The following is a 24,811-nucleotide window of genomic DNA, read 5'->3' as shown; positions in this document are numbered from 1 at the left end:
TCCTGATTAACTGGACCGATGTCTTAAAAAACGGTTAACCCTATTAATAGTGACTGATTGCTGGGATTAGGTCAACCTCCGACGATTAACAACACGGCAACATGACGCGAGGGCGATGTTCACCATCGCCCTCGCGTCTGATTCCTGATGTCTCTACGAATCTAAACTGAATGGAGGGTAACGGTCGGTGGTGAGCAACACGGCATAGGCTGACACCCGAACTCCCCAGCGCATGACACCTACGACGAAATCAAATAATCCCCTCGGGTGCTTGCCCGTAAAAAGGATGGCAAACCAGGCGATGATGGTACAAACAACCGCGGCTATGCTGAGGAAGGCCAGCACCACGTAATGCGGGATTGCCAGAAACCATTTGACCAACGGCATCCAGCGAACAAGGTCTTTCTTCGCATCCGGGTAAGCAACCTCCAGGTGAACCGATTGTTCTTCATCGGTTGAGGGGTATTCATCGCGCAGCAACGCGAAATAAGCACCCACACGGGTACTGAACCGGGTTAATGCCAGGTTCCAGTCATACCACCACCTGGGGTATTTCTGCCGGAAAAGGACCATGGCGGCAACGGCCAGGACTACGATACCCCCGGTACCGCCCCAGGAATAAGTGATTTTATCGACTGTGTACTGGTTAACCCCGCCGCTGATCATACTCAGAATGATCGCGATGGGTATCGCCATAAAGATACGGAAAGCCACACTCGCCTTGTCTCTGGGTTTGTCCGGATAATCGATGCGCAGGCTGGCAGGGTACTGTGCTAGGTTTTCGACCATGGTATTGACCTCCTAAACTATCCGAATATAGTCTATTCCTGGACTTCTGATATTTCAATACAATTAATTGTCTCCGGCCGCGTCGATAAGTGCCTGATCAGGCTTCCCAGCGACTGGGCGATCTCGACAAGTTTACAACAATCCACTTCATCCGGTGTGTCGGCAGCGGAGTGGGTAACTGTCGACAGCAGGTCCGTAGCTTTTTCCGAGGTAAAGGCCAGCGCGGGCCGTCCGGCCTGAACGAAGATCATATGATCGCCCTGGTACCATGGCGGGCCTTCGATCAACCCGTCAAACCGTTTGAAGATCAACCTGACCTCTGTTTCTAAATCAGGAGGAAGACCATAGGCTGAAAACGCTGTTTTACCCTGTCGATAACCGGCGCCGTCGATATTTACGGCTAGGGCGACCTCTTGGATCGAATCGCCGTACCTGCGCAGATAGTCCATCTCACCCCCGGCGGAGTAATAATCTTCACCGTTGACGGCGACAAATTCAATACCGAAACCTCCCTCATAATCCGCCAGCATCTCGCCGAGGAGCAGGATGACGGCGATACCCGAAGCATTATCCAAAGCTCCGGGAGTTCCTTCTTTAGCGTCGAGATGGGCGCAGACGGTTATTTTGCCGGCTGCGCGGGAGTTCTTGCGGGCAACGACGTTAGCAGCCTGCGCCGGTATGCGCCGCGCTTCGACGACCAGACGCAGCGGCGATCCTGAAGCGGCGATGGCATTGCCGATCGGTTCGGTACAGTAGACTGACGGGATATCAAAATCGCCATCCTCTATCATCGGGAATGGATAAACGGCGCCAGCGGTGGATAGGGAACCGGTTGTAGTGGTGATGATTGCAGCCGGTTGCTTAGCTTCGAGCAGGGCATAGATCTGCTGATGCTGCTCAGGATTGTAAAAAGCGAAGTTTTTAGGCATCAGGGGCTCGGCGGCGATCTCGCCTTTAAGGAGCACCAGTCTGCCGGTACAATCGCACGCGGCCAGTTCCTTCACTGTCGAAACGACGGCAAGTGGCGCGATGACGTTGATGCCGGGAGAAAATGGGCTGATCGTCACCGGGAAAAAGGAGGTAGCGTTTGTAAGCGTCGCTGCCCCACTTTCGTAGTCCAGGCAATCAAATGGCGTAGTATCTATTTCATATCCCCATTGTTTGAAAAGGGAGGCTACAAAGTCGGTGGCTGACTTGTTCCCGGGAGACCCGGTGCGGCGATTGGGTTTCACAGCGCAAAGTGCCTCAAGATAAGACCGCGCCAGGTCCGCGGGGAACCTTGTGATCATCCGGATCCTTCTTTCCCTGTTTATCCACATGACTATAACATCGGCCAGGTGATAAGTTAACAGCCAAGAGTTGAGATTAGTACTGGCCGAAAGGGCAGGTTGTCACACTTTTTCATTTCCGACGCAAGTGTGAATCTCGCTGCGGCGGCTCGGTTAAACGGACTTGACACAAAATCTCCTATAGCCCACAATAGCTAATCGCGCATCTGTTATTCCAGACGGGAAGGGGTGATTTTCTTGACAGAAGTTAGACCCGAGTATAATGAAAGCTTCGAAGGGATGCTCAAGCGCTTTAACCGCAAAGTGCAGCTTGATGGTGTCATCCGCGAAGCCCGCCGCCGCTCCCGTTTTGAAAAGCCGCTGACCCGCCGCAAGCGGAAAGAAACCGCAACCCGCCGCGCGGCCATAAAGGCTGCCCGGCGCGTCACCACCCGCCGCTAGCATTACGGGTTGCCGGCTCGAAAATGAGCCGTACATACTTTATCGAATTAAGGCCTCCGGAAGCATCCATCGCCGGGGGCCTTTTGCTTTTCAAGGCCGAAATAGGTCGCTAACGGGAGAATGAAATGATTGTCGAAATGAGGAAAGGCGCTGCCCGGGAATCGGTTGACGGGGTTGTAGCCAGGGCGAAATCGCTGGGGTTAGGCGTACAACTCAATCTTGGCACCGATAAAACAGTGGTTGCCCTTCTCGGCAGTAATACCGGTCAATTGTCGCCGGACCTATTTGCCGTTCTGCCTGAGGTTGAGTCAGTCACCCGGATTATGAAGCCTTACAAATTGGCCGCCCGGGAATTCAAGCCTTTTCCGACAGTGGTCAAATCCGCAAACGTCGAGATCGGCGGTCGGAAGCTGGTGGTGATGGCTGGCCCTTGCGCCGTCGAAAGCGAAGCCCAGCTTTTTGAGGCCGCCAGAATCGTCAAGAAAGCCGGAGCAACCGTGTTGCGCGGCGGCGCCTATAAGCCTCGGACTTCGCCTTTCAGTTTCCAGGGGCTGGAAAAGACCGGTCTGGAGCTGCTGGCCAAGGCTAAGACCGAATTCGGTATGCCGGTGATCTCCGAGGTAGTCGATCCGCGGGATGTTGAGAATATTTCTGAAAGCGTCGATATCTTGCAGATCGGTGCCAGAAATATGCAGAATTATGCCTTGCTTACCGCTGTCGGCAGGCAAAAAAAGCCGGTGCTTCTCAAGCGCGGATTGTCATCCACCATTGATGAGTGGTTGACGGCGGCGGACTATCTGCTGGCCGGCGGCAACGATCAGGTCATTCTGTGCGAACGCGGCATCCGCACTTATGAGACCAGCACTCGTTTTTCCCTGGATATTTCCGCAATCCCAGTTATCAAACGCTTCAGTCACTTGCCCGTCGTTGTAGATCCAAGCCATGCCGCTGGCCACTATGCCCTGGTGCCGGCGATGGCAAAGGCGGCGGTGGCGGCTGGAGCCGACGGTTTGTTGATAGAAGTGCACCCAAACCCCAAGGAGGCGTTAGTAGACGGATTGCAGTCCTTGACGCCTTCTGATTTCAGCCGCCTCATGGAGGAACTGCGGGCGGTTGCCGCAGCGGTAGGCAGGGAGATTTAAATCAAGCGATTCCAATGTGTCCGGTTTCCGCGGTTGAATATGAAAAACAAATAGCCATGATCGAACTTTTATCGAAGGTATTTAAGCCCGATGATCTCGAAGCTATGGAACGGCTCGCAGGGATAAAGAGCCGCAGCACGGGGCTGAGCTATGATTTTTATATCTCGCAGATTCTTGAAGTGCTTCGGACGCGACATAATGCGGTTGTAGGCGATATTCCGGACCATGAACTCCGGCGCGTCATCTCGATCGTCGACATTGTCGGCGTAGAATCTCACGGGTTAATGAAGCGCCTGGCTTCAGCCTGTCTCGGATGCGGCTGGTGTTGCGCGCAGACCAAGAGCATCCATGTTTTCCCGGATGACGTTGATCGGATCAGCCGGAAACTTAAACTGAAGAAAGAAGACCTTTTTGATCTTCGGGCTGGCCAATGGTTCATGAAACAAGCGAACCCCTGCCGCTGGTGGAATCAACGCACCGGTCGCTGCTCAATCTACAGCATCCGGCCTCGTACCTGTCGCGACTGGCCGCTGGCTGAAAACCTTGAACATAAACATACGCTGGTAGCCGCTGCTGACTGCCACTACTCGGTAGGCGTGATGGTCTTCAAGGTTCTCGGAACTCTTGCATTAGCCAGGGGCGACTCTTCGTCGCCGGCACCATGATGATCGATGAGAATCTGGCTAATTCTGTGACTGAACGGATAGCTATTATGGGTTGCGGCAGCGGCGGGAGCTACCTTTTACGGTTACTGAGGCAGCGGCGGCCGCAAAGCCAGGTCACACTTTTTGACTGGCCTTCAGCGAATGCATGCGGGTTGAAGGGCTGCGCCTGGGGGCTGTCCCGGCCATTATTTGAAGCGCTCTGCGGTGGGGTCGGTTTGACTGCTGACAAATACTTCCTCGGGAAGTATCACCATGTTCTGGTGAACGGACGACGGCTCAAAGCGGATCTGGCGATCATCGATAAACCAGCTTTTATCCGCGATTTGACAGGCAGTGTCCCGTTCCATGAGCCCGAAACAATGAATCCCGGTGATTTCGACAGGGTCATCGATGCCACCGGATACAAGCGCGCCTTCCTGCCCGCAGTGGAGTTGTGCCCGGTTGTCTATGCCGTCCAGATAAGACTCAAGGCCAAAACTCCTCAAACACCGACCGCAGTACTGAATCCCCATGGCGGATACTCATGGTTGTTTCCGGCCGGAAGCGGCGAAGTTCATGCGGGGTCGCTATCTCCATTCGGGTTTGATGCTGCCAGGCAAGCACTCAAATGCATCACCGGGGGGATAGCTCAAGATCGCGCTGTCTGCAGTTGCCGGGGGGAAATACGTTGTCACGGGCCGGCTTACCCCTTCGTTCAAGGCAGAATTTGGGGAATTGGCGAGGCCATCGGCCTGGTGGACCCGGTAACTGCGGCTGGAATCATACCGGCGATGACCTCCGCTAAGCTGTTGGTCGAAAACTGGGACTCAGAGGATGACTACTCAAAAGCCGTTTTAAAGAAATACGGCTATATGATGAAAGAGGCTGCGGCACTGAATCATCTGATGGCAGGCAATCTGCTGTCGTCATCAGACATTTTTCTTCCGAAGCAAGCGCTGGAAACCATTGGGCTGCAGCCGAATCTGTTCGAACTGATGGCGCTCGCCGTTCAAGGTGCGAAGGACTTTCTCGATAACCGAGCCGGAAAAGACAAGAGCCCCCAGTAGAGGTGAAACGTGAATCCTTTGACAGGGTTTTACGGCGCTCCTATAATCCTTCTAACGATTAATTCGGAGGTAAAAAATGGATTCTTGGGAGCAATGGGTCGTGGTCTTCCTGGTGGGATGGGCTGTGGTTCATTCTTTCATCGATTGGCAGATGAAAAAGAAGGTTGATGAACTGGAAAAGAAAGTAAAATAGGGATCGTGTATTTGAGGAGATCCAGAAAGGGGCTCCTCAAGTTTATCCGGGCTGCTGAATTACATCGACACCCATATACGATTGCAGCACCTCGGGGATAATGATTGATCCGTCGGCCTGCTGGTAATTTTCCATGACAGCGATAAGAACCCGCGGCAACGCCAGGCCGGAGCCATTCAAGGTGTGGACATAGTCCACCTTGCCATCTGATGCCCGGCGATATCGGATGTTAGCCCGCCGCGCCTGGAAGTCCCAGCAGTTGGAGCAGGATGATACCTCCAGCCATTCTTTGATGCCCGGCGCCCAGATTTCAATGTCGTAGCTTCTGGATGAGGCAAAGCCGATGTCGGCAGTGCAAAGCTGCTTGATACGGTAGGGGAGACCCAGCGTCCGGGCGATGTCCTCGGCGTCGTCTAACAGTTTTTCCAATTCCTCGTTGGACTTCTCGGGCTCGGTGAACTTGTAGAGCTCCACTTTATCAAACTGGTGCCCGCGCTTGATACCGCGGGTATCCTTGCCGGCGCTCATCTTTTCTCGCCGGAAGCAGGCGGTATAGGCGCAGTAGTTGATAGGCAGCTGGTCGTTAGACAAAATTTCCCCGCTGTGCAGGCCGGTCAGCGGCACCTCGGCGGTGGGTACCAGCCATAGATCGTCTACGGCGTCACGGTAAAGATTGTCGGCGAACTTCGGTAAGTTGCCGGAGCCGTATAATACCTCCTTTTTTACCAGGAAAGGCAGGTACATTTCCTTATAGCCGTGTTTCCGGGTGTGCAGGTCCAGGAAGAGAGAAATGAGCGACCGCTGCAGCCTGGCACCGAGTTCTTTGAGGACATAGAAGCGGGTGCCGGAAAGTTTCACGCCGCGGTCGAAGTCAATCATGCCCAGGCTTTCACCCAGTTCCCAATGGGGCTTGACCTCGAAGTCGAATTCCCGGATGTTGCCGCAGTGACGCAGTACGATATTGTCGTCCTCGCTGGTGCCTAACGGCGTGCTGGCTTGAGGGATGTTGGGCACCTGAAGGAGGTAACTCTGGAGCTGTTCGTCAAGTGTCCTTAAAACCTCTTCCAATTCGGAGATCTTTTCCCGGAGGGCGCGGCCGGCTTCGGGGTCCGGTGGCCGCTGCTTGGACTGCTCCTTACGCTGGCGCCGCAACTCGTCAAGTTCGGCCGTCTTCTCCCGGCGCAGCTTGTCGGTCTCTAAAATCTCATCGACAGGAGCCTTCGACTGGCGGCTGTCGACGGCGCGGCGCACCAGGTCTGGATTGTCGCGGATGAGTTTAAGGTCAATCATGGATTACTCCTTGTCTTTGAGAGCCGGGAAGAAAATGACCTCGCGGATGCTCTGGTTATTGGTGATGACCATGGTAAGCCGATCGATGCCGATGCCCAGGCCGCCGGTAGGCGGCATTCCATATTCAAGAGCGGTGATGAAGTCCTCGTCGATGGTTTCTTCCTCCTCGTCGCCGCGGCCCCGGCGGATCTCGTCCATGTCTGCGGCCAGGTTTTCAGCGAAGGCGGCAACGTTTTTTTCGCTCAGTGATCCGGACTTGTGCTCGATCTCGTGGATATGCTCTCGGAAGGTGCTCATCATTTTCTTGAGAGATGGATTGTCTGTCGCCTGGGTCTCGATTTCGGTGCCCAGGGCGCCGGCGCGGGCAGCCAAGCCGGCTACCTTTACCGGGTCGATGTGGGTCAACCCGGTCACCTGGTTTTGCATCTCTTCGATAAGCTCGGCGGTCAGGAGCGCAAGCTGGGCTTGGGTGTTGCGGTAGAGTATTTGGAGTTTGAAACGCCGTTCCTGTTCCAGTGGGTCGTTGAGTTCGGAGAAGGCATTGGCGATCTCCATGCCAGCGGCGAAGGCCTCGAAGCGCTCGACGACCCTTGGCTCGTCAGGCCTGGTCTTAGCCAACGGCGACATCTCAATAGGATAATCAACGAGGAAACACGGTTGGGTCAGGTTCGGCTCGACAAAAGTAGATAGCAATTCATCGAGCAGCTTGCCCTTGTCCTTCTTGGGGTCAACTGCGATGCCGAGTTCACGCATCTTTTGCCGCAGTGGCTCAATGCCGTCGTAAGCCAGGAAGTCGACGCCCGAACGCTTGAGCAGTTCGCTGCGGAAATCAATCCTCGGCCAGGGCGGATTAAAGTCGAGGGTGTTTTCGCCGAACTTGACGGTATAGCCGCCCGTGATATCTTTTACGATGCCGGAGACCATGTTCTCAACTGTCTGCATGACGTCCCGGTAGTCTGCGTAAGCCTGGTAGCATTCCAGCATCGTGAATTCCGGGTTGTGCTTGAAGGAGATGCCCTCATTACGGAAAATACGGCCGATCTCGTAGACGCCGTCGAAGCCGCCGACGATGAGGCGCTTAAGATGCAGTTCAAGGGCGATTCGGAGGTAGAAATCGCGGTCGAGAGCGTTATGGTGGGTGATGAACGGGCGGGCCGCGGCGCCGCCAGCGGCAGGCTGGAGCACCGGCGTCTCGACCTCGAGGAAGTTATGGCTGTCAAGATAGCGGCGGATACCGGAGATGATTAGGGCGCGCGCGCGGAATGTCTCCCGAACATCTGGATTGGAGATGAGGTCAAGGTAGCGCTGGCGGTAACGGGTCTCAGTGTCTTGCAGGCCGTGCCATTTTTCAGGCAGCGGTTGTAACGATTTGGTAAGCAGGGTCAGTTTAACGGCGCCAACAGTAGGTTCACCGGACCGGGTTCGCAGCAGTTTACCGGTAACTCCGATGAAATCACCGATGTCAAGAGCGGCAAGTATGTCCCAGCCTTCTTTGACGTGATCCTTGCCGCATAAGATTTGGATCTTACCGGAACCGTCGCGGATATCCAGGAAATTTATCTTACCCATGCCGCGGCGGGACACCAGGCGGCCGGCCACGGTCACCTCCGGGGCATCAGATCCGGCTTTTTCTGAAGCCTCGAGGATTTTTACGGCTTCCAGACAGGAATGGCTGCGGCGGAAAGTGTTGGGGTAAGCCTCGATGCCCAATTGTTTAAGGCGGGACAGCTTGTCAAGGCGTTCCCTAGTAATAGAGTCAAGTCGTGAAGTCATCAGTTACCTCTTATCGTGAGGTAATTATAGGTGATGACCCCGGCTGTGGCAAAGCAGGAAGCACGAATCCAGGCTTTCTGTCTTTATTCACCTGCTGTCTTGTGCCAATTAAATGAACCTGGAACTAAAAGGCCTCTTAGGAGCGTTGAACTCAAAAGTGAGCTCCCCTGTTCCTCTTTTTACCACAATTGTGACTCTTTCGTTCACGTCCAGCCGCCAGAGAAAACGGATGACGTCTGAGGCAGAGGAAACAGTCTGCCCGTTGAATTTGATAATCACATCAAACGGCCTCAAGCCTGACTTAGCCGCTGGACCTAGAAGATCCAGATCGAGAATCTCCGCACCGACCAACGCGGCAGCGAAAGGTTCACCGGGAATCACCTGGATATTGTCATCAATCATTATCCCCAGGTACGGGTGATGACCAATCTCACCTTGAACCAGATCGTTGTATACATGTTTGGCGGTTGCGACGTTGATGGCATAATTAATGCCTTGAGCGGTATCCAGGCCGGCGCTGTTGATGCCGACAAGTTCGCCTTTAAGGTTGATCAAAGCGCCGCCCGAATTGCCCGGATTGATGGCGGCATCAAACTCCATAAGGTCATAATACGGTGTGTTGTCGATCCAGAAAAACCGGCTCAGGTTGGACAGGATCCCGGCGGTGGCGTTGGCGCCGCCTTCGGCGGGCGACATCCCCAACGGGTAACCTATAGCAATAACCGTATCGCCGACTTTCATCCCGGCGGGATCTCCGAAGACAGCGGGCGTCAGGTTTTGGGCGGTGACCTTCACTACTGCCAGGTCAGTGATGTCATCCTCCCAGATCTCATCCACCTCGTAAATGCGCCGATCGCTGGTAATGACTCTGGCGGCGAAAGCCCCGTTAACCACGTGTTTGTTGGTTAATATATATCCCGCCTTGTCCATGATGATTCCTGAACCAGAGCCAATCCCCCCGGTGCCGCTGGGATTGCCGAAGGCGACTTCGATGAACACGACGCTGGGAAGGATTTTGGCGATGGCGTTAGGAACGGCGGTTGACGCCTGGATCAAACCTGAGACTTGCTGGTTCAAGCTTGAGAATTGCGCCGAAAGCTGGGCGCTTAAAGCAGTGACTTGCCCGTTGAGTCCCGTAATTGTATTTTCAAGGCTGGTGATCTCTGACGACAAACTGGATATTTGTGCCTGGGCATCTTCTGAGTGTTGATTGCCCTGAATTATTGAAAATGAGCCCAGGATAATAGCGATCACCACCGCGACAGACAGAATGATGGTGGATAAACCCTGTTTCTTTTCCACTGGCTGGCCTCCTTTAAGCCACCTTAGGCATGAAAAGAATCATAGCACCATGATTACATAAAAAAAAGAGTACCATCGGGTATTATTTTTACCGGAATGGCCGGGCAGGGTATCATTTTCCCGAAAGGTTTGCTGGATGGCTAATAGAACGGATTTGTTCCAGCCAGGAGGCGCTTTTCAAGCAACTTTTTTCCAACAGATGCTGGATATAGGCGCGGGTGACTGCGGTTACTTCAATATTCAATGCCCGTTCGATTCTGAGTCTGGCAGCCGATTCGTAGCGGTTTTCCAGGAAAAAGCGCATCACTTTCAACCCGCTGACCGATACTGCATAAGACGCCGGCGCGGCCACCGCGCAGTCAGGGCATAATATTCCGCCCGAGGCCGGCGCGAAGAAATTCGTAGTTTCTTTGAGTTCTGACCGACAACCGACGCAGCGCCGGAGTTCCGGCTGGTATCCCAGTGTTTTCAACAGGTGCAATTCAAAATAAAGGCTCAAAGGCTCCGGGCTGGAGGTTGAATTCAAATTTTCCAATGTTTCGACCAACAGCGCAAAAAGAGCCTGGTTGGCCTGCCCTTCCGGCGCGAAGTGGCTGACCAGTTCAGCAAAATACAGTCCGTAAGCCGTTCGCTCGAGCGAGTTTCTGATCCCGAGGTACGGCGATAACGTTTGGCTGCCGATTATCGTGTCCAGGTTCTTACCGCTGGCTAAAGTGAGATCAGTATAAGTCAAAATTTCCAGGTGCCCGGCCAGTTTGCTTTTACCCTTGCGGACCCCTATTGCCACCGCCGAAACCTTGCCAAACTCACGAGTGAAGAAGGTGATCACCCGATCTGCCTCTTTCAGCCGCGCCCGGCGGATAACCACAGCCGGGGTTTTCAGTTCATGCGGCGCGCTCATTAGCGAATCCTCGCCTGAAGCCTGGCTTGGACGGCCGGGCTTCTGAGTTCGCGCAGCGCATCGGATGCCACCCAACGGGCGGCGGGATTATGGGACCTGGAGATCTTTTCGGCCACCGCGATAGCTCGGCGGTTTAACTCAAAAGACCGTTTGCCTATCTGACGCAGCGCCCAATTAACCGCTTTCTTGACGTAGTTACGACTGTCGGCTGCGCCGTGTTCGATCTCGGCAAAGAAAACTTCGATCCGGGCACCTTCAGGGATGTTCCTGGCACCAACCACCAGCCGAGCCATCAGCACGAATCCGGCGCGCTTGACGAACTCCTCTTCCCGGCGGACCCATTCGACAGCCTTCTCGAACGCATAGGGCGTCGTCTCCCAAAGGTTAGACACTACCTGGTCACAGATATCCCAGGAGTCGAAACTTGCCGTCCAACGATCCATCTGCTCAGGCGTGACCTTTTTAGGATCGTCGACCAGGCTGGCTAGAATACGGGCTTCGTGTATGCCGGAGTCCCATAACGCCAGAGCCAGTTCGTGGTTTCGGCGGTATGACTTAGCCATCGTACGCAGCACCGGCATGGATACACCCAGGGTGTTGTCTGACTTAATGCCGTAACGGGCCATTCCGGCCGCGTTTGCCGGATTGGCCATCGATCTCAGATGGACGATAATGTCGTCGGCAAGACTCACAGCAGGCGCGCTCCGGGCGCTACGTCGAAATCCGGCGCGACTAAGACAACGTCACCATCTCCGCTAACGACGCCCAGCACCAGCACCTCGGAAACAAAGCCGGCGATCCGCCTGGGCGGGAAATTGACCACCGCCAGCAATGTCCGGCCGACAAGTTCTTCACAGGCGTAACGCCGGGTGATCTGGGCGCTGGACTGCTTCACACCAAGCTCTCCAAAGTCCAGATGAAGCCGGTACGCTGGTTTGCGGGCTTCTGGGAACGGCTCGGCGGCAATTACTCGCCCGGCGCGGATGTCGACACGTTCGAAATCGGTGTAATCGATAATCACTAAAACCACTTTTTGCGCTTGAAGTAAGCGACCATTGCCAGACCAAGGAAAGCCATAACACCGAGGATGCCGAAATAACCCCAGCGCCAGCGTAACTCCGGCATGTTATCGAAGTTCATTCCGTAGATCCCGGCAATAAAAGTTAGCGGGATAAAGATGGTTGAAATAATTGTCAGCACCTTCATGACAGCGTTCATCCGGTTGGAGGCGTTGGAAAGGTAGATATCTACCATATCGGAGAGCACCTCGCGCTGGTTTTCCACCGAGTCCATGACCTGCACAGCATGGTCGTGGACATCCCGAAGGTAGAGCCGGGTATTAGGTGAGATGAGGCCGGATTCGCTGTGTTGCAAACCGGAGACCATTTCTCTCAAAGGCCAGGCTGAGCGGCGTAAAAATAACAGTTCGCTTTTAAGGCGCTTGATCGCGCCCAGGAGCTCCGATGTCTGTTCCTCGATCAGGTTTTCCTCGATCCTCTCCGACACCTCACCAAAGTTTTCCAGAACACCGAAGTAGTTGTCGACGATAGCGTCGACAAGAGCGTAAAGCAGAGCGTCGGCGCCTTGCTTGCGCAGCGTGCCTTTGTTCTGCCGCAGCCTTTCCCGCACCGGATTGAAGGCATCGCCGCCGCCCTCCTGGAAGGACAATACGTAGTTCCGACCCAGCACCAGGCTGACTTGCTCCGCTACGATCTCTCCGTCCTCGTCCCGGTAAAGCATCTTGAGGACGATGAAAAGGTAGCTCTCGAAGTCCTCAATCTTGGGCCGCTGCTCGGTGTTGACGATGTCTTCCAGCACCAGCGGGTGAAGGCCGAAATGGCCGCCGAGCTGGTTTATGAGAGAGGTGTCGTGCAGTCCGTCGATGTTGATCCAGGTGACAGAGGCGGTATCCCGGAAAGGGAAGGCTTCCTCGACTGATTCCAGTTCGCGCTCAAAAAGCTGGTTCTGATTGTAGTCAATCAGCCTGAGCCGGGTCTTCTCCGCCCGCCGCTCGCCGATGTGGATCAGCGTCCCGGGCTCAAGGCCGGCCTTGAGCGACCGTTTTTGGGTTCCGGTCATCTTGGATCAAAACTCCTGGCGGTTCTCCATAGCGCGGGACAGAGTGACATCGTCGGCGTACTCGATCTCGCCGCCGAAGGGCAAGCCCCGCGCCAGCCTGGTCACTTTTACTCCCAGTGGGCTGATCAGACGCTGCAGGTACATAGCTGTGGTCTCGCCCTCGACATTGGCGTTTGTTGCCAGGATGATTTCCGTCACATCGCTTCCATCGAGGCGAGCCATAAGCTCTCTGATGCAGATATCATCGCTGCCCACGCCTTCAGCCGGGGAGATGTTGCCGTGCAGCACGTGGTAAACGCCCTTATAGACTCCGGTGTGCTCCAAGGTCAGCATATCCTGTGGTTGCTCAACCACACAGATTCGGCTCCTGTCCCTCACCGGGTTGCCACAGATGAGACAGAGGTCTCCGTCGGCGATGTTGCAGCATACCCGGCAGCGCCGCGTTTTCTGCTTCACGGCTACCAGCGCATCAGATAATTCCCTCACCTGTTCCTCGGAGGCTTTGAGCAGATGGTAAGCCAGGCGCTGGGCACTCTTCGGTCCTATTCCCGGTAGCCGGGACAGCACGTCAGTCAGGCGGTTTACAGCTGCGGCGGTGGACTTAGGCGCTTCCTTCATATTCATCCTTAAATGGCTGTGAAAAGCGTGTCAATAACACCAGAAAAAATGATAATCCGCCTCCGGCTATCCCAGACCCGGCAGTCCCATTCCGCCCATCATTCCTGCCATTTGTTTGGACGATTCCTTTTTAGCCTTTTCCATGGCGTCGTTTATGGTTTTCAGGATGTTATCTTCCAGTTGCTTGGTTTTGGCCGGGATGACCGCTTCCGGGTTGATGGTTATCGAAATTAGCTTCTGTTGGCCGTTGGCGGTGACTTTGACCGGCCCCCGCTCAGCTTCGACGATAATTTTGGCCAGTTCTTTCTGGATCTTATCCAGCTGCTGTTTCAGTTCCATGGCTTGCTTTACTTTTGAGAAATCCATTTATCCTCCACTTTTATTATCTCGGCTCCCCTCTTCTGCGCCTCCTTGACCAGATGGTTGCTTACCTGGTCAAAAACACAAGCCACCTGGCACGGCGCCCCGACGCAAGCCGAGAGTATTTCCGCAGTAATTTTCTTGTTTTCGGGTTCATTGATCTTGTTCATATGGACGGCGAATTTGAAGGACAGGGTGATCGTGCCATTGTTGAAGCTGACAGGCTGGACGATGCCCGCAGATCTCAGGATGGCCAGCGCCGTCGACCGACGCAGCCTTGGCGGCGCTTGAGTCAGTATTTGGGGCCATTGATCTTGCAATTCTTCGAGCGTCGTTACCGGCGCTCCGGTCAGTTTCGGCTCATTCACCGGGGGCGGAACTTCATCAACCATTCGTTCTTTAGCGCCAGGGGAAGGCTGGGAATCCTTCGGCTGGATGGCCACAGGACTGACTGGAACCAGCGGCAGGTCGGCGGATACAGGTGTGGCCGCGGCAGCGGGTTGAATCGGTGCAACCGGTTCCCCTTTAGATTGCCGAACACTTTCCTTTGGTGGTGACGGCGAGGTCACTTCGGCAGGTTTAGCGGCGGGCTCAACTTTCCTGACCGGTAGTTGCGCCGGTTCGGCTCTACCAGGCTTAACTTCGACGATTTTTTCGGCAGGCGATGGTTTTATCGTCGCGTCAACAAGAGCCATTTCCATGGCCAGCGGAGTGCCCATATCGGTTCCGGCGGATAGGGCGGAAAAGCCTTTCAATGCTTTCAATATCTGTTCGATGGTCGTGGCAGCGGCTAGAGCTTTAGTCTCGGCCAGTTCATTGTCACTCAGCCCTGCGGCATCGGCGGAACCGGCTTTGACCATGAGCAACTGGCGTAATCGCTCGACCAGTTCTCGATTGAATTGCTTCAGGTCGACGCCGTCGGCGGCTACGCCGTGCAACAGGCGCAGCCCGGCGGCGGCGTCACCGGTCGCAATAGCGGCCAGAAGTTTTCCGGACCGGTCGTCGCCGGTGAGGCCCAGCGATGACTGGACATCTTTAAGACCGATATGGCCGCCGCGGACCGTGGCAACCTGCTGGAGCAGGTTCTCAGCGTCGCGCAGGGCGCCGCCGGCGGCCCGGGCCAGCATGGCTACCGCGGATTCGCTGATGTCGATGCCTTCGGCGGCAGCCACTTCCGAGAGTTTGCCGGCGATGTCTTTGGCGGAAAGCCGGCGGAAATCGAAGCGCTGGCAGCGGGACATGATAGTAGGCAATATCTTATGCAGTTCGGTCGTCGCGAGGATGAATATGACTCGCGGCGGCGGCTCCTCCAACGTCTTCAGAAGCGCGTTGCTCGCGCTCGTCGACAGCATATGGACCTCGTCGATGATATAGACCTTGAAGCGGGCTTCGGCCGGGGCGTAGTTGACGCGCTCTTTAAGTTCGCGGATATCATCGACGCCGGTGTTAGACGCGGCATCGATCTCGATCACATCCATGGCCCGGCCGTCGGTGATAGCCCGGCACATGGAACAGGTGTTGCACGGTTCGCCGGCGCCTTCATTGCTCAGGCAGTTGACCGCCTTGGCTAAGATGCGCCCGGTGGAGGTTTTACCCGTGCCCCGGGGTCCGCAGAAAAGGTAAGCCTGAGCCAAACGGCGTTGATTCAAAGCGGATAGCAGAGTGCGGGTTATCGGCTCCTGGCCGACCACTTCAGAAAGCCGCTGCGGGCGCCATTTTCGGTAATAAACCTGGCAAGACATAAGCGGCGTAATTATACCTTAACTGACACCGTTTAAGATAATACAGATTTAGCCCGCCCAGCCGAACGGACACCGGGTCTGATACAATATAAATAAACTTGGAGAACGCTATGCCGGTACAATCTAACAGAGCAGAGTCATGGGTTGATATTTCAATGATCCTGGACCATGAGATGGGCGTTTGGCCGGGCGATCCAAATGTCGAGATCACCCCTGTCCGGCAGATCCGGAACGGCGCGCCGTATAACCTTTCATCTATTTCAATGAGCCTTCATTCCGGTACTCACCTGGACGCCCCCCGGCATTTTATCGAAACTGGTTTGTCAGTTGACCGGGCGCCTCTTGATCTGCTGATCGGGCCAGCTCAGGTTATAGAGTTAACAGGTGGAGAGCCGGTTACGCCCCTGATGTTTCAGAAATGCCGGATAGGAGCATGTAAAAGGCTGATCTTAAAGACGAATACCGTGGGATTGCCGGCGGCGGGAAAGTTCAATAGAGATTATCGCTACATCACCCCGGAAGCGGGGCAATATCTGGTCGAAAAAGAGATCGGATTGGTCGGTATCGACAGCCCGTCAATCGGCCCCATCGAGCCTGATGCTTATGATGTTCATCGCAGTCTGCTTGATGCGGGCATCTGGATCTTAGAAGGTCTTGACCTATCCATGATTACCCCGGGCATGTACGATCTGATCTGCCTGCCGATGAAAATCCGGGACGGTGACGGGGCCCCGGCCAGGGTTGTTTTACGGCGGCGGTAGAGCCAATAGTTCTCTTGCGGTCACTGCAGGGCAGGAATATATTATCTATCGGAATACTTAGGGAGGCGAACGCTATGGAACCGGTGAAAGATACGGTGAAAGTTGAAAAGCTCTTCGCCAGCGGTCACGTGTCTCTGGTTGATCCTGACACCAAATACCGATATACGATGATGGCTTACTGCCCCAGAGACAACGGGCGGGCATACATTTCCCGTTTTGAAAGATGGGGTTCAAGACTTTCTCGCGTCGTATTCAGCTGCAGCGATTGTCTAAATACCTTTGAAGCGGAACCTCAGGATATCTGGATTGTGTAGGTTCCTCAGATTTCCAGGCGTTTCAGACTGGTGCCGGGTTTAACTTCAGTAAGAATCATGGCTGCCAGGACTAGCATGCCGCCTAGGATTATGCGGAGAGTCAATTGGTCTCCGGCAAGTAGCACGGCAAAAAATCCAGCGAATACCGGTTCCATGGTCATAATTACCGCGGCTCTGGCTGGACTCATCAATGACTGGGCCCAGGTTTGGATGATGAAGGCGAAGGCGGTTGCCACCAGTGCCGTCAGCGCCACCGCGCCCCAAACCCCGGCGTCCGGCGGCAGGGTCAAGCCGTTGGGCACAGCCGCCGCCAGGCACAATCCTCCAACGAAGGCAATTTGCAGCAGTGCCAAGCCGTAGATGTCGTGCTTCGAAGACCATTCGCCCAAACCGACGATGTGGAGGGCAAATAACACAGCGCAGAGTAGAGTCAGGAGTTCGCCGATACCGGCTGAACCGCCCCGAACCGAAAGAATGGCCAGACCCAGGGTCGCCAACAGCACTGCACGCCATACATTGGGGCCGGTCTTACGCCCAAGAACTAACCATGAAATAACCGGAGTCAGCACCACAAACATACCGGTGATAAAACCGGAAACTGATGCGGATGTATGCTGCAGGCCGTAAGTCTGGGTAATGTAGCCGAGACCGAGCGCCAGGCCAAGCCAAACCGACCTTATGTAGCCCTCCTTCCCCATTTTCCGCAAAGCCATAGGGCGAAGAGCCAGCATTGCAGCCGCAGCCACGCAGAACCTGACGGCCAGGAAGTCCATGACCGGAACTTTGGAGACCGCGTCCTGGACGACAACAAAGGTAGCGCCCCAGGCGGCCGTCACGGCGACCAGGGCAACCGCCGCCAATCTTGTCGAACTCCTCCAGTTGTTGAACATTCGCCTCCCATTGAGAAACCGAGGGCAGATTATAGCAGTTTGTGGCGGGAAAACCCCAATCAGAATAAAATGGTATAAGAAAGGCGCTGTTGGAACATATTATTCGTTCTCATAGTTCTGAATGAGTGGCATTATGGATGAAGGCGAGTGCCTGATAAATATACCGTCCGACCGTGGTTACCTTTCAGGTGATCTGTGCCTCCCGGCGAAACCGGATGGTATGGTCATATTCGCCCACGGTAGTGGTTCATCAAGGAAAAGTTCACGCAACCGGTGGGTTGCCGCCGCTCTGAGAAGCGTCGGGTTCGGGACCCTGCTCTTCGACCTGCTGACACCGGGAGAGGAAGCGGTGGATCGGGTTACAGCCGAATTCCGCTTCAATATCGAATTGCTGACACGGCGCCTGCTGTCAGCCACCGATTGGGTAAGAACCCATCCGGATTACTGCAAATTACCGATCGGATTTTACGGCGCTTCCACCGGCGCCGCCGCCGCCCTGTGCGCTGCCAGCCAGCGCAGCGATACCGTCAGGGCTGTGGTATCCCGAGGCGGCAGGCCGGACCTGGCGCTGCGCTGCCTGCCGGCGGTGAGATGCCCAACAATGCTAATTGTCGGCAGTAAAGATACGGATGTTATTCCCCTGAACAACCTGGCACTGGAAAGGTTGAACACGGCTAAAGAGCTGGTCATAGTAGCGGGAGCTTCCCACCTTTTTGAAGAACCGGGAAAACTGGATGAAGTCCGCAGTTTAGCGGCAAGCTGGTTCTTAAAATACCTGACAGCCGCGTCGAACCGGTGTTGAAACCGTATCAGCAAGGTTGGGGCAGGCTGGAAAAGACGATCGGCAGGTGGGGGCTGAGGTAACGCTTGCCACGCGCCACCGTTCGGATGGCGTCGGCAAGCTGTTCCACTGAACGCTCTTTGGTGACGTACCCGCCGGCGCCGGCGCGGAATGCTCCATGAACGTATTCCTCGGCCGAGTGCATCGACAAAACAATGCACTTGGTCGCCAGGCCGCGGCTGCGGATTTCTCGGCAGAGGCGAATTCCGGAGTACCCCGGCATTTCGATGTCAGTAACCAGTACATCCGGCATCAACTTGTAAACCATATCAAGCGCTTGTTCGCCTCCGGAGGCGCCGCCGATCACCTGGATGTCCGGTTCTAAATTCAGGAGAGCCGCGACGCCTTGTCTTACAATTTCATGGTCGTCGGCCAGTAGAACTCTAATCATAGGTTGTGGTAATTCATTGATTGAACTGGAGATAGGATACCACCTGGTCTCGCCGGGTGATATTAGTAAAAGTACTTAAAGTGGCGTGTTAATTTGCTCAAAAATGAGACGAATTGCTATTCACCAGCATTGGAGTCGTTGTTTGGTAGAACGATTTCGATTAACGTGCCTTCACCGGGATGGGTCGTAATATTGAACTTCCCGCCGACAGCGGATACACGTTCCCTCATTCCGGTCAATCCGTTGGTCTGCCCGGCGCTCAGGACGGTCAGGTCAAAGCCGATGCCATCGTCGGCTATCGAAAGAAGCACATCATTACCCTCATCGGAAAGGGAAACGCTGGCGGTCTTTACTCCGGCATACCGCAGGATATTGGTTAAAGCCTCCTGAACCGTGCGGTAGGCGCACAACCGGCTGTCAGCATTAAGCCGGGTATCGTCAAAGGCTGAATTGAAACTCACAACGAGACCGGTCTGTGCCCGGAGTCTCTCAAACAAAGCCCTGAGCGCTGGTTCGAGCCCCAGCACCTCAAGTATCGAGGGGTGAAGGAACATAGAGATATCCCTGACCTGGGCGATAATCCTGCTGACTTGAGCTGAGGCTTCTTTAATGCTACTCGCGGATATTCCCTCTAACTGCCTGGCAGCGGTATCAAGAACCATTTTCAACATGGTCAGGTTTTGGCCGACCTCATCATGCAGTTCTTGAGAAATGCGCCTCCTCTCATCCTCCTGAATCTGGATCAACCTTCGTGATAATGATCTGAGTTCGCTTTCAGCGGCAGCCCGCTGCTTGACTTCGGAGGCCAACTCAAGGTTGACCCTACGCAGAGATTCTGTTCCCTGACGCACCGCCGTTTCCAGTCCTTCAGATGATTTCTGAAGGGTATCGGCCGCCCTCACCCGTTGGGTGGTCTCGATCGCGGAGCACACCAGTCCCTCAAACCGACCCTTGCTATCCCGAACCGGGGCGAACGTCCAATCCCAATAAGTAATACCCCGCTCCGGTTGCCCGGCGATGAGTAACGGACTGTCGCGGCGGTTACCCGGTTGGCCGGTAGTCATTGCTCTCCGGCAGGTATCGGCGAGGTCAACATCCTCAAACAGGTTCAAAAACAGGTCGCCTTTAGAGGCCGGGTCCACGGAAAGGTTGAAAGCCTGTAGGAACGCGGAATTTGTTTGTGCCACCTTGAACCCGGTGGTCAGCAGCGCAATCGGGATCGGCAGGCTATCTGTCTTTAACTCATTTACTGCGGCAACGATAGAATGCAGATAGTCCGTACCCGCGCTGCCTTCAGGTTCGTTTCCCAAGTTAGCCTCCCCGGTTCGTTCGGCGCTGGTAAGAGACAGGAGACACAATGATCATCCTAGCCACCATCATGGTTTTCCGGCAGACCTTCGTTCTCCGCACTAATAATTCCCTTCTGGAGGGCGTAGCGAAGCAACTGGCTGTGGTTGCGCATATCGAGCTTGCGCATCAAATTTGCCCGATGCGCCTCCACGGTCCGTGGGCTGATAAAAAGGCGCCGGGCGATATCTGATCCGGTATGGCCGCGAGCCACCAGGTGAAGCACCTCCCGCTCGCGGGTGGACAGTTGCTCGTAAGGATCGGTTATCGTATCCGTTTCCTGCTGTTTGATGTAATTTTCAATCGCCCTCTGTGACAGGGAGGCGGACAGGTAGTGCCTGCCTTTCATAACCTCGCGGACGGCTGAAACCAGTTCATCAACCGTCGCCTCTTTTAGAAGGTAGCCCTTAGCTCCGGCCCGCAGGGCTCCCTGGACGTAGGTCTCATTACCGTACATCGAAAGTATCACCACTACCGTCCGGCTAGAGTGCTTCACGACTTGGCGGCAGACCTCGATGCCTGAAATGCCGTGCAGCATCAGGTCCACGATCAAGACATCCGGATGAAGCTGTTCCACCTGTTTGACGGCATCGAGCCCATCCTCGGTTTCGCCTACCACGACAAAGTCCGTCTGGCTTTCCAGCAACGCCCTTATCCCTGCGCGCACCACCCGGTGGTCATCGGCAAGGAAAATGCTGATCGTCATATCGCCTCCCGTGGCGGCGCTAACCAGAATATCCGATTAGTCATAATAAAAGTATAAACCAATACTGGTGAAATCCCAAGACAGTATTCGGCATTTGATTTCAGGAAAATTCAGGGCATTTTCAAGAATAACTACGTAGTTTTACGGATACAAAGCCCGGTTGAGTTAGTGTTTAATGAGGGCATTCAACGAGTCCGGAGCGGGAAATGGATTTAATACTGGTCATGGGATTGTTGCTGGGTGCTATAATCGCGGGCGGCTGGGGCTTGGAGACCGAATTCAATCGGGAAGTAAGACCAGCCGCGGTTTCCTCGGTCCAGGTAAAGACAGGAACAACCGAAGAGTAGGTCATTGGGTTCTGACATAAAAACCGGAGGTAAGGACAGTGTATCACTTTAAGAGTTGTCCCCGGTGCGGTAAAGGCGACCTTTTTGAGGATTCTGATGAATATGGCACCTTCGCCCAATGCTTCCAGTGCGGGTACGTAGGTTACCCCGGCAAAATCCTGACACTGGAACAGGCAAGGGCGGAGCAGTTGCATCGGCGAGGGCGCCGTTAATTTGAGAGAACGCAGATCACGGATGGCGTTGTAATTGCCCTCCGTGATTGTTTATTTAATGTTTGCTTGGTCAGGGCGTCGAAAGTTGAAGTAATTTGATAACGTCGTCATCTTCAAGTTGTTCAAATCTGACATAAAATTGTCCTACTGCATTAAAAAACGGCGGCACCCGTAAACAAATCAGTTCGTCGGCGGCGGCCGCAATATCTTGAATGGCGCCTTCCGGCGCCACCGGCAAGGCGGCTATCAATCTTGACGGACTTTCGTGGCGACAGGCATCCAGTGCCGACCTGAACGTTGCCCCTGTTGCCACACCGTCATCTGTGACAATTACAATCCTGCCTTTGAGCGGCACACGTTTCCTGGTTCCCCTGAACAGACGACCGCGCCGTTCGATTTCGGAGAGTTGAAATGTCCGTTCCCGCTCGATCGTATCTGGTTTGATATCAAGAGCTTCAACGACATCCTTATTCAGAAGCACATGGCCGTCTTCCGACACCGCCCCCATCGCAAGTTCGGGCTGACCAGGCGCTCTCAACTTTCTTGAAAGTACGATATCGAGTTCTGCCCTCAACCGGCGGGCAAGTTCCGCCGCCACTGCCACGCCGCCGCGGGGTATTCCCAGAACTACCGCATGAGTATCCATCAGGTGACTCATCGAGTCCGCTAACAGGCGGCCGGCTTCTTGCCGGTCAACGAACGGTGCAGCGCTGCGGCTGATGACGCGGATTTGTCCCACAGGTCTTCCTTAAATAGAAAGCTACTTGTCCTTGAATAACTTTGCCAGTTTGGGAGCGATTACTGCTCTGCAATAAGGCTGATCGGAATGGCGCCTGTAATAATCGTGATGGTAGGTTTCTGCAGGGTAAAATACGTTCAGTTTCTGAATCTCGGTGACAATCGGGTCCTGAAATTCACCGGCAGTCTCAAGCTTTTCGATGTAAGCCCGTGCCTCGTTCTCCTTAGACTGGTCGGCGGTTAGAATTATTGACCGGTACTGGCTGCCGATATCTGCGCCCTGACGGTTCGCCGTCGTCGGATCATGAGCTCGGAAGAACACTGCCAGCAAATCCCTGAACGTAATCACTGATTCATCGTACTCAATCCTGACCACCTCGGCATGACCGGTCCGCCCGGAGCACACCTGTTCATAGGTGGGTTTTTCTACGGTACCTCCAGCGTAACCCGGAGTGACCCCCGTAACGCCTTTTAAGCGGCTGAACACCGCTTCAAGGCACCAAAAACAACCCCCTCCAAAGACAGCGCTCTCCATTAACGCTCCCCCTCTCCCGCGCCCGGCGTGAAATCGAGCGACAGCGAGTTAACGCAGTGACGGGTGTTTTTTGGGGTTTTACGTTCGCCCCGGAAAACGTGACCCAGATGAGCGCCGCATTTCGCACAGGTGATTTCGGTTCTTATTCCATCCGAGTCAACCGTTTCCTTGACCGCTCCCGGTATCGCTTCGTCGAAACTTGGCCACCCTGAACCGGAATCAAATTTGGCATCGGATTTAAACAGTCGTGCGTTGCACCGCCGGCATCGGTAGGTGCCCTCTTTAAAAAACTTGTTGAACCTTCCGGTACCCGGCGGTTCAGTTCCTTTATGAACCATGACGTGTTCTTCCTGTGCATTAAGCTTGTTGAATTCCATACGGGAAACTCCATATTTTGATGTCTTAAGTCCATTATGAGACTGCCGCCTGGTGTTGGCAATAAGTAGTTCTACCTATTTACGGATAGGAAACTCGCCTGTTGTCCCATGACCCGTTTTCGTTCTTATGTTATAATGCTGGTAGTTTCGGTGCCTGCAAAACGTTTTTCTCGGAGACTGACATGCGAATCGGACCAATGGAAATTATCATCGTTCTGGTGATTGTGATAGCTATCTTTGGAATCGGCAAGCTGCCGGATATCGGCCGCTCTCTGGGCGAGGGACTCCGTTCCTTTAAGAAGGCGACTCAGGAAGTTGATTCTGAAGTTAAATCCATCAAATCATCGATCGACGGAAAACCGGCCGAAAAGAAGGCTGAGCCGGGCAACGAACCCTGCCCGCCGCCGCCCCCTGTCAGCAACGATGATGAATAATCCTGGCCTGGTTGTACCAGACTAGAGAGAAAGTAATGCCGGCCACAAACTGCGGCCGGCTGACAGCAATGCGGCGCCGTGGCGGTCAAAAGTCAGCCGCTCATCGGCTGCCATCCGGTCGAACACCCTTTTATCGGCGCATCTCTCAATCAGCCGGTCAATCTGCCGATCGCTGAGCCGTTGAAAGGCATGCATCGCCAACCGCCCGAGTCGTAAATCCCAGCCTAACCGTGCCTTCCATGCCCTTTCGTAGCTCTGTAAGGCGGCCGCATCAAGTTTGTTCCTGGATAGCGCCTTCGTCATGGTGTCGGCGGCGATATCGGCGCAGGTCATGCCGTAGCTCAAGCCGCCGCCGGTGGTGGATTTCACCTGACCCGCGGCATCTCCAACCACCATAATCCGGTCGGTGAAGGTTTTCGGGAGTGTCGAGAAAGGTATCGGGCGGCATTGGATGTCGTCTGTTACCTGGTGGATCATCCCCCGGCACCTTAGGAAGTCCGCTAACGCATCCAGGCTGTTGTCGGCCTTCGTGCGCGTCAACAAACCCAATTTCGCTTTTCTATCCGAAATCGGTGCCAGCCATCCGAAAAATCCCGGCGCAAACCGGCGGCCTAGAAAGAGTTGGACTTCAGCAGGTTCGGGAGTATCCACTTCCACCTGGAGACCGAGCGCAGCGTCCTTGATTCTTCCAAGTCCTAAGTTGCGAAGCAGCGCTGGGGTAAAGCCGGAGGCGATTACCGCCGCCCTGGCGGTCAGATTGTATGATCTTTCGCATGAAGCAACGCTGACAATCACCCGGTTATCGTCGGTTCTTATGGATTCCGCCCGGGTATTTAGAAGTAGTTTGGCGCCTGATTCCACCGCCCGGGTGGTTAAAAAACCATCAAGGGATCCGCGGTCGACAATAACCGCCTGGGGTGAGTCCCGCTGCGCTTGAACCGACCTTCCGTTGGGAGCGTATATTGTGGCTCTTTTTAATTCCCGCATAGCGATCACCGGGTCGATCTCGAAACGGGTAAATGCCTCGCAGCTGATAATCCCGGTGCAGCAGACGGGGTTTCCTAATTCTGCCCGGCGTTCGATCAGGATCACACTGTAGCCGGCCGCGGCTATGCGCTGTGCCGTTCTCGAACCGGCCGGGCCGGCTCCTATGACGATAACATCACTATCCAAATTCAAACTCACTCCGGGTAATCTAGCCCAAACAGGCTGCCCGGGGCAACATTCAAGCCGGTTTGATTTGCGCGCGTGCCCATAAAAAAGTAAAAAATCCTCTCAGGTTATTAAA

29 protein-coding genes and 1 pseudogene are annotated in these 24,811 nt (G+C 54.7%); 9 read left to right on the top strand and 21 right to left on the bottom strand.

Features of this window, described 5'->3' with window-relative positions; translation table 11 throughout:
* Positions 1-153: 153 nt before the first annotated feature.
* Together DEALK_RS08225 and DEALK_RS08220 are read right to left on the bottom strand one after the other, a co-directional pair.
* Positions 154-789, bottom strand: coding sequence for a DUF4389 domain-containing protein (locus DEALK_RS08225; RefSeq protein WP_058439747.1), 636 nt, complete (start codon positions 787-789; stop codon positions 154-156).
* Positions 790-821: 32 nt separating this feature from the next.
* Entirely contained in the window at positions 822-2,078 is a 1,257-nt protein-coding gene (locus DEALK_RS08220; protein ID WP_058439746.1) for a M28 family metallopeptidase, read from the bottom strand.
* A gap of 237 nt (positions 2,079-2,315) precedes the next feature.
* Here DEALK_RS08220 and rpsU point away from each other — a divergent pair, with 237 nt between their 5' ends.
* The 4 genes from rpsU to DEALK_RS08200 all read left to right on the top strand — a co-directional run bounded on the left by rpsU (position 2,316) and on the right by DEALK_RS08200 (position 5,372).
* Positions 2,316-2,519, top strand: coding sequence for a 30S ribosomal protein S21 (gene rpsU, locus DEALK_RS08215; protein ID WP_058439745.1), 204 nt, complete (start codon positions 2,316-2,318; stop codon positions 2,517-2,519).
* A gap of 125 nt (positions 2,520-2,644) precedes the next feature.
* Positions 2,645-3,661: a 3-deoxy-7-phosphoheptulonate synthase gene (gene aroF, locus DEALK_RS08210; protein ID WP_058439744.1), complete on the top strand. Its 1,017-nt coding sequence runs from the start codon at positions 2,645-2,647 to the stop codon at positions 3,659-3,661.
* Between the two features lie 56 nt (positions 3,662-3,717).
* Positions 3,718-4,326 carry a YkgJ family cysteine cluster protein gene (locus tag DEALK_RS08205; RefSeq protein WP_222101657.1) on the top strand — a complete coding sequence of 203 codons (609 nt, stop codon included), beginning with the start codon at positions 3,718-3,720 and terminating at the stop codon, positions 4,324-4,326.
* A 26-nt stretch (positions 4,327-4,352) separates the two neighbouring features.
* Positions 4,353-5,372, top strand: coding sequence for an NAD(P)/FAD-dependent oxidoreductase (locus tag DEALK_RS08200; RefSeq protein ID WP_222101656.1), 1,020 nt, complete (start codon positions 4,353-4,355; stop codon positions 5,370-5,372).
* A gap of 235 nt (positions 5,373-5,607) precedes the next feature.
* On the opposite strand, the gene serS is transcribed toward DEALK_RS08200, so the two are convergent.
* From serS to dnaX, 11 genes and pseudogenes are all read right to left on the bottom strand, one after another.
* Positions 5,608-6,855 (bottom strand): serine--tRNA ligase, encoded by a 1,248-nt coding sequence (gene serS / locus DEALK_RS08195; protein WP_058439741.1) that lies wholly within the window; start codon positions 6,853-6,855, stop codon positions 5,608-5,610.
* A 3-nt stretch (positions 6,856-6,858) separates the two neighbouring features.
* Positions 6,859-7,281 carry an amino acid--tRNA ligase-related protein gene (locus DEALK_RS10450; RefSeq protein ID WP_425479163.1) on the bottom strand — a complete coding sequence of 141 codons (423 nt, stop codon included), beginning with the start codon at positions 7,279-7,281 and terminating at the stop codon, positions 6,859-6,861.
* Between the two features lie 42 nt (positions 7,282-7,323).
* Positions 7,324-8,628 (bottom strand): annotated as a pseudogene (gene lysS, locus DEALK_RS08190) (lysine--tRNA ligase); the annotation flags it as partial.
* A 108-nt stretch (positions 8,629-8,736) separates the two neighbouring features.
* Complete coding sequence (locus tag DEALK_RS08185) at positions 8,737-9,930, bottom strand: S1C family serine protease (RefSeq protein ID WP_058439739.1); 1,194 nt, start codon at positions 9,928-9,930, stop codon at positions 8,737-8,739.
* Between the two features lie 112 nt (positions 9,931-10,042).
* Positions 10,043-10,831, bottom strand: a complete 789-nt coding sequence (gene recO, locus DEALK_RS08180) for a DNA repair protein RecO (protein ID WP_058439738.1) — start codon at positions 10,829-10,831, stop codon at positions 10,043-10,045.
* The gene (locus DEALK_RS08175; RefSeq protein WP_083496423.1) at positions 10,831-11,523 is read right to left on the bottom strand and encodes a DNA alkylation repair protein; all 693 of its coding nucleotides are present in this window, start codon (positions 11,521-11,523) and stop codon (positions 10,831-10,833) included. The genes recO and DEALK_RS08175 overlap by 1 nt, the downstream gene beginning before the upstream one ends.
* Entirely contained in the window at positions 11,520-11,849 is a 330-nt protein-coding gene (locus tag DEALK_RS08170; RefSeq protein WP_083496468.1) for a tRNA-binding protein, read from the bottom strand. The genes DEALK_RS08175 and DEALK_RS08170 overlap by 4 nt, the downstream gene beginning before the upstream one ends.
* Positions 11,850-11,851: 2 nt before the next feature.
* Positions 11,852-12,910, bottom strand: a complete 1,059-nt coding sequence (corA, locus tag DEALK_RS08165) for a magnesium/cobalt transporter CorA (RefSeq protein ID WP_058439736.1) — start codon at positions 12,908-12,910, stop codon at positions 11,852-11,854.
* A gap of 6 nt (positions 12,911-12,916) precedes the next feature.
* Entirely contained in the window at positions 12,917-13,528 is a 612-nt protein-coding gene (gene recR, locus DEALK_RS08160; protein WP_058439735.1) for a recombination mediator RecR, read from the bottom strand.
* 66 nt (positions 13,529-13,594) lie between these two features.
* A complete protein-coding gene (locus tag DEALK_RS08155) occupies positions 13,595-13,894 on the bottom strand; it encodes a YbaB/EbfC family nucleoid-associated protein (RefSeq protein ID WP_058439734.1) in 300 nt (99 codons plus the stop codon).
* Positions 13,876-15,630: a DNA polymerase III subunit gamma/tau gene (dnaX, locus tag DEALK_RS08150; protein ID WP_058439733.1), complete on the bottom strand. Its 1,755-nt coding sequence runs from the start codon at positions 15,628-15,630 to the stop codon at positions 13,876-13,878. The genes DEALK_RS08155 and dnaX overlap by 19 nt, the downstream gene beginning before the upstream one ends.
* 110 nt (positions 15,631-15,740) lie before the next feature.
* Here dnaX and DEALK_RS08145 point away from each other — a divergent pair, with 110 nt between their 5' ends.
* Together DEALK_RS08145 and DEALK_RS08140 are read left to right on the top strand one after the other, a co-directional pair.
* A complete protein-coding gene (locus DEALK_RS08145) occupies positions 15,741-16,391 on the top strand; it encodes a cyclase family protein (RefSeq protein ID WP_058439732.1) in 651 nt (216 codons plus the stop codon).
* A 74-nt stretch (positions 16,392-16,465) separates the two neighbouring features.
* Positions 16,466-16,705 carry a hypothetical protein gene (locus DEALK_RS08140; protein WP_058439731.1) on the top strand — a complete coding sequence of 80 codons (240 nt, stop codon included), beginning with the start codon at positions 16,466-16,468 and terminating at the stop codon, positions 16,703-16,705.
* Positions 16,706-16,710: 5 nt separating this feature from the next.
* Here DEALK_RS08140 and DEALK_RS08135 read toward each other — a convergent pair whose 3' ends face one another.
* Positions 16,711-17,595, bottom strand: coding sequence for a DMT family transporter (locus DEALK_RS08135; RefSeq protein WP_058439730.1), 885 nt, complete (start codon positions 17,593-17,595; stop codon positions 16,711-16,713).
* Between the two features lie 133 nt (positions 17,596-17,728).
* On the opposite strand from DEALK_RS08135, the gene DEALK_RS08130 reads away from it, so the two are divergent.
* A complete protein-coding gene (locus DEALK_RS08130; RefSeq protein ID WP_058440108.1) occupies positions 17,729-18,397 on the top strand; it encodes a dienelactone hydrolase family protein in 669 nt (222 codons plus the stop codon).
* A gap of 7 nt (positions 18,398-18,404) precedes the next feature.
* Here DEALK_RS08130 and DEALK_RS08125 read toward each other — a convergent pair whose 3' ends face one another.
* The 3 genes from DEALK_RS08125 to DEALK_RS08115 all read right to left on the bottom strand — a co-directional run bounded on the left by DEALK_RS08125 (position 18,405) and on the right by DEALK_RS08115 (position 20,880).
* Positions 18,405-18,827, bottom strand: coding sequence for a response regulator (locus DEALK_RS08125; RefSeq protein ID WP_058439729.1), 423 nt, complete (start codon positions 18,825-18,827; stop codon positions 18,405-18,407).
* A 116-nt stretch (positions 18,828-18,943) separates the two neighbouring features.
* Positions 18,944-20,137, bottom strand: coding sequence for a sensor histidine kinase (locus DEALK_RS08120; RefSeq protein WP_058439728.1), 1,194 nt, complete (start codon positions 20,135-20,137; stop codon positions 18,944-18,946).
* Between the two features lie 56 nt (positions 20,138-20,193).
* Positions 20,194-20,880 (bottom strand): response regulator, encoded by a 687-nt coding sequence (locus tag DEALK_RS08115; protein WP_058439727.1) that lies wholly within the window; start codon positions 20,878-20,880, stop codon positions 20,194-20,196.
* Positions 20,881-21,086: 206 nt separating this feature from the next.
* Here DEALK_RS08115 and DEALK_RS10165 point away from each other — a divergent pair, with 206 nt between their 5' ends.
* Positions 21,087-21,227, top strand: coding sequence for a hypothetical protein (locus DEALK_RS10165; RefSeq protein ID WP_165802709.1), 141 nt, complete (start codon positions 21,087-21,089; stop codon positions 21,225-21,227).
* 282 nt (positions 21,228-21,509) lie between these two features.
* Here the strand turns inward: DEALK_RS10165 and DEALK_RS08110 are convergent, their stop codons facing one another.
* Genes DEALK_RS08110 through DEALK_RS08100 form a run of 3 tightly spaced genes read right to left on the bottom strand, consistent with a single transcriptional unit; the run spans position 21,510 to position 23,089 of the window.
* Positions 21,510-22,178, bottom strand: a complete 669-nt coding sequence (locus tag DEALK_RS08110; protein ID WP_244881598.1) for a phosphoribosyltransferase — start codon at positions 22,176-22,178, stop codon at positions 21,510-21,512.
* Between the two features lie 21 nt (positions 22,179-22,199).
* Positions 22,200-22,712, bottom strand: coding sequence for a peptide-methionine (S)-S-oxide reductase MsrA (msrA, locus tag DEALK_RS08105; RefSeq protein WP_058439726.1), 513 nt, complete (start codon positions 22,710-22,712; stop codon positions 22,200-22,202).
* Positions 22,712-23,089 (bottom strand): methionine-R-sulfoxide reductase, encoded by a 378-nt coding sequence (locus tag DEALK_RS08100; RefSeq protein ID WP_058439725.1) that lies wholly within the window; start codon positions 23,087-23,089, stop codon positions 22,712-22,714. Before DEALK_RS08100 ends, msrA begins: the two co-directional genes overlap by 1 nt.
* Before the next feature lie 182 nt (positions 23,090-23,271).
* Between DEALK_RS08100 and tatA the strand changes: the two genes are divergently transcribed.
* Positions 23,272-23,523, top strand: coding sequence for a twin-arginine translocase TatA/TatE family subunit (gene tatA, locus DEALK_RS08095; protein ID WP_065128740.1), 252 nt, complete (start codon positions 23,272-23,274; stop codon positions 23,521-23,523).
* Between the two features lie 21 nt (positions 23,524-23,544).
* On the opposite strand, the gene DEALK_RS08090 is transcribed toward tatA, so the two are convergent.
* Positions 23,545-24,702, bottom strand: coding sequence for a geranylgeranyl reductase family protein (locus tag DEALK_RS08090; RefSeq protein WP_058439724.1), 1,158 nt, complete (start codon positions 24,700-24,702; stop codon positions 23,545-23,547).
* Positions 24,703-24,811: the final 109 nt, after the last annotated feature.

Origin of the sequence: Dehalogenimonas alkenigignens (genome assembly GCF_001466665.1) — a bacterium.
GTDB lineage: Bacteria > Chloroflexota > Dehalococcoidia > Dehalococcoidales > Dehalococcoidaceae > Dehalogenimonas > Dehalogenimonas alkenigignens.
The sequence above is the reverse complement of the archived record's forward strand: the minus strand, read 5'-3'. Positions and strand labels throughout refer to the sequence as shown.

Bases quoted from the DNA above. Each gene is read 5' to 3' on its own strand.
- DEALK_RS08225 (WP_058439747.1), bottom strand. From the start codon at position 789: ATGGTCGAAAACCTAGCACAGTACCCTGCCAGCCTGCGCATCGATTAT.
- DEALK_RS08220 (WP_058439746.1), bottom strand. From the start codon at position 2,078: ATGATCACAAGGTTCCCCGCGGACCTGGCGCGGTCTTATCTTGAGGCA.
- aroF (WP_058439744.1), top strand. From the start codon at position 2,645: ATGATTGTCGAAATGAGGAAAGGCGCTGCCCGGGAATCGGTTGACGGG.
- DEALK_RS08205 (WP_222101657.1), top strand. From the start codon at position 3,718: ATGATCGAACTTTTATCGAAGGTATTTAAGCCCGATGATCTCGAAGCT.
- serS (WP_058439741.1), bottom strand. From the start codon at position 6,855: ATGATTGACCTTAAACTCATCCGCGACAATCCAGACCTGGTGCGCCGC.
- DEALK_RS10450 (WP_425479163.1), bottom strand. From the start codon at position 7,281: ATGCAAAACCAGGTGACCGGGTTGACCCACATCGACCCGGTAAAGGTA.
- recO (WP_058439738.1), bottom strand. From the start codon at position 10,831: ATGAGCGCGCCGCATGAACTGAAAACCCCGGCTGTGGTTATCCGCCGG.
- corA (WP_058439736.1), bottom strand. From the start codon at position 12,910: ATGACCGGAACCCAAAAACGGTCGCTCAAGGCCGGCCTTGAGCCCGGG.
- recR (WP_058439735.1), bottom strand. From the start codon at position 13,528: ATGAAGGAAGCGCCTAAGTCCACCGCCGCAGCTGTAAACCGCCTGACT.
- DEALK_RS08155 (WP_058439734.1), bottom strand. From the start codon at position 13,894: ATGGATTTCTCAAAAGTAAAGCAAGCCATGGAACTGAAACAGCAGCTG.
- dnaX (WP_058439733.1), bottom strand. From the start codon at position 15,630: ATGTCTTGCCAGGTTTATTACCGAAAATGGCGCCCGCAGCGGCTTTCT.
- DEALK_RS08145 (WP_058439732.1), top strand. From the start codon at position 15,741: ATGCCGGTACAATCTAACAGAGCAGAGTCATGGGTTGATATTTCAATG.
- DEALK_RS08140 (WP_058439731.1), top strand. From the start codon at position 16,466: ATGGAACCGGTGAAAGATACGGTGAAAGTTGAAAAGCTCTTCGCCAGC.
- DEALK_RS08135 (WP_058439730.1), bottom strand. From the start codon at position 17,595: ATGTTCAACAACTGGAGGAGTTCGACAAGATTGGCGGCGGTTGCCCTG.
- DEALK_RS08130 (WP_058440108.1), top strand. From the start codon at position 17,729: ATGGATGAAGGCGAGTGCCTGATAAATATACCGTCCGACCGTGGTTAC.
- DEALK_RS08125 (WP_058439729.1), bottom strand. From the start codon at position 18,827: ATGATTAGAGTTCTACTGGCCGACGACCATGAAATTGTAAGACAAGGC.
- DEALK_RS08115 (WP_058439727.1), bottom strand. From the start codon at position 20,880: ATGACGATCAGCATTTTCCTTGCCGATGACCACCGGGTGGTGCGCGCA.
- DEALK_RS10165 (WP_165802709.1), top strand. From the start codon at position 21,087: ATGGATTTAATACTGGTCATGGGATTGTTGCTGGGTGCTATAATCGCG.
- msrA (WP_058439726.1), bottom strand. From the start codon at position 22,712: ATGGAGAGCGCTGTCTTTGGAGGGGGTTGTTTTTGGTGCCTTGAAGCG.
- DEALK_RS08100 (WP_058439725.1), bottom strand. From the start codon at position 23,089: ATGGAATTCAACAAGCTTAATGCACAGGAAGAACACGTCATGGTTCAT.
- tatA (WP_065128740.1), top strand. From the start codon at position 23,272: ATGCGAATCGGACCAATGGAAATTATCATCGTTCTGGTGATTGTGATA.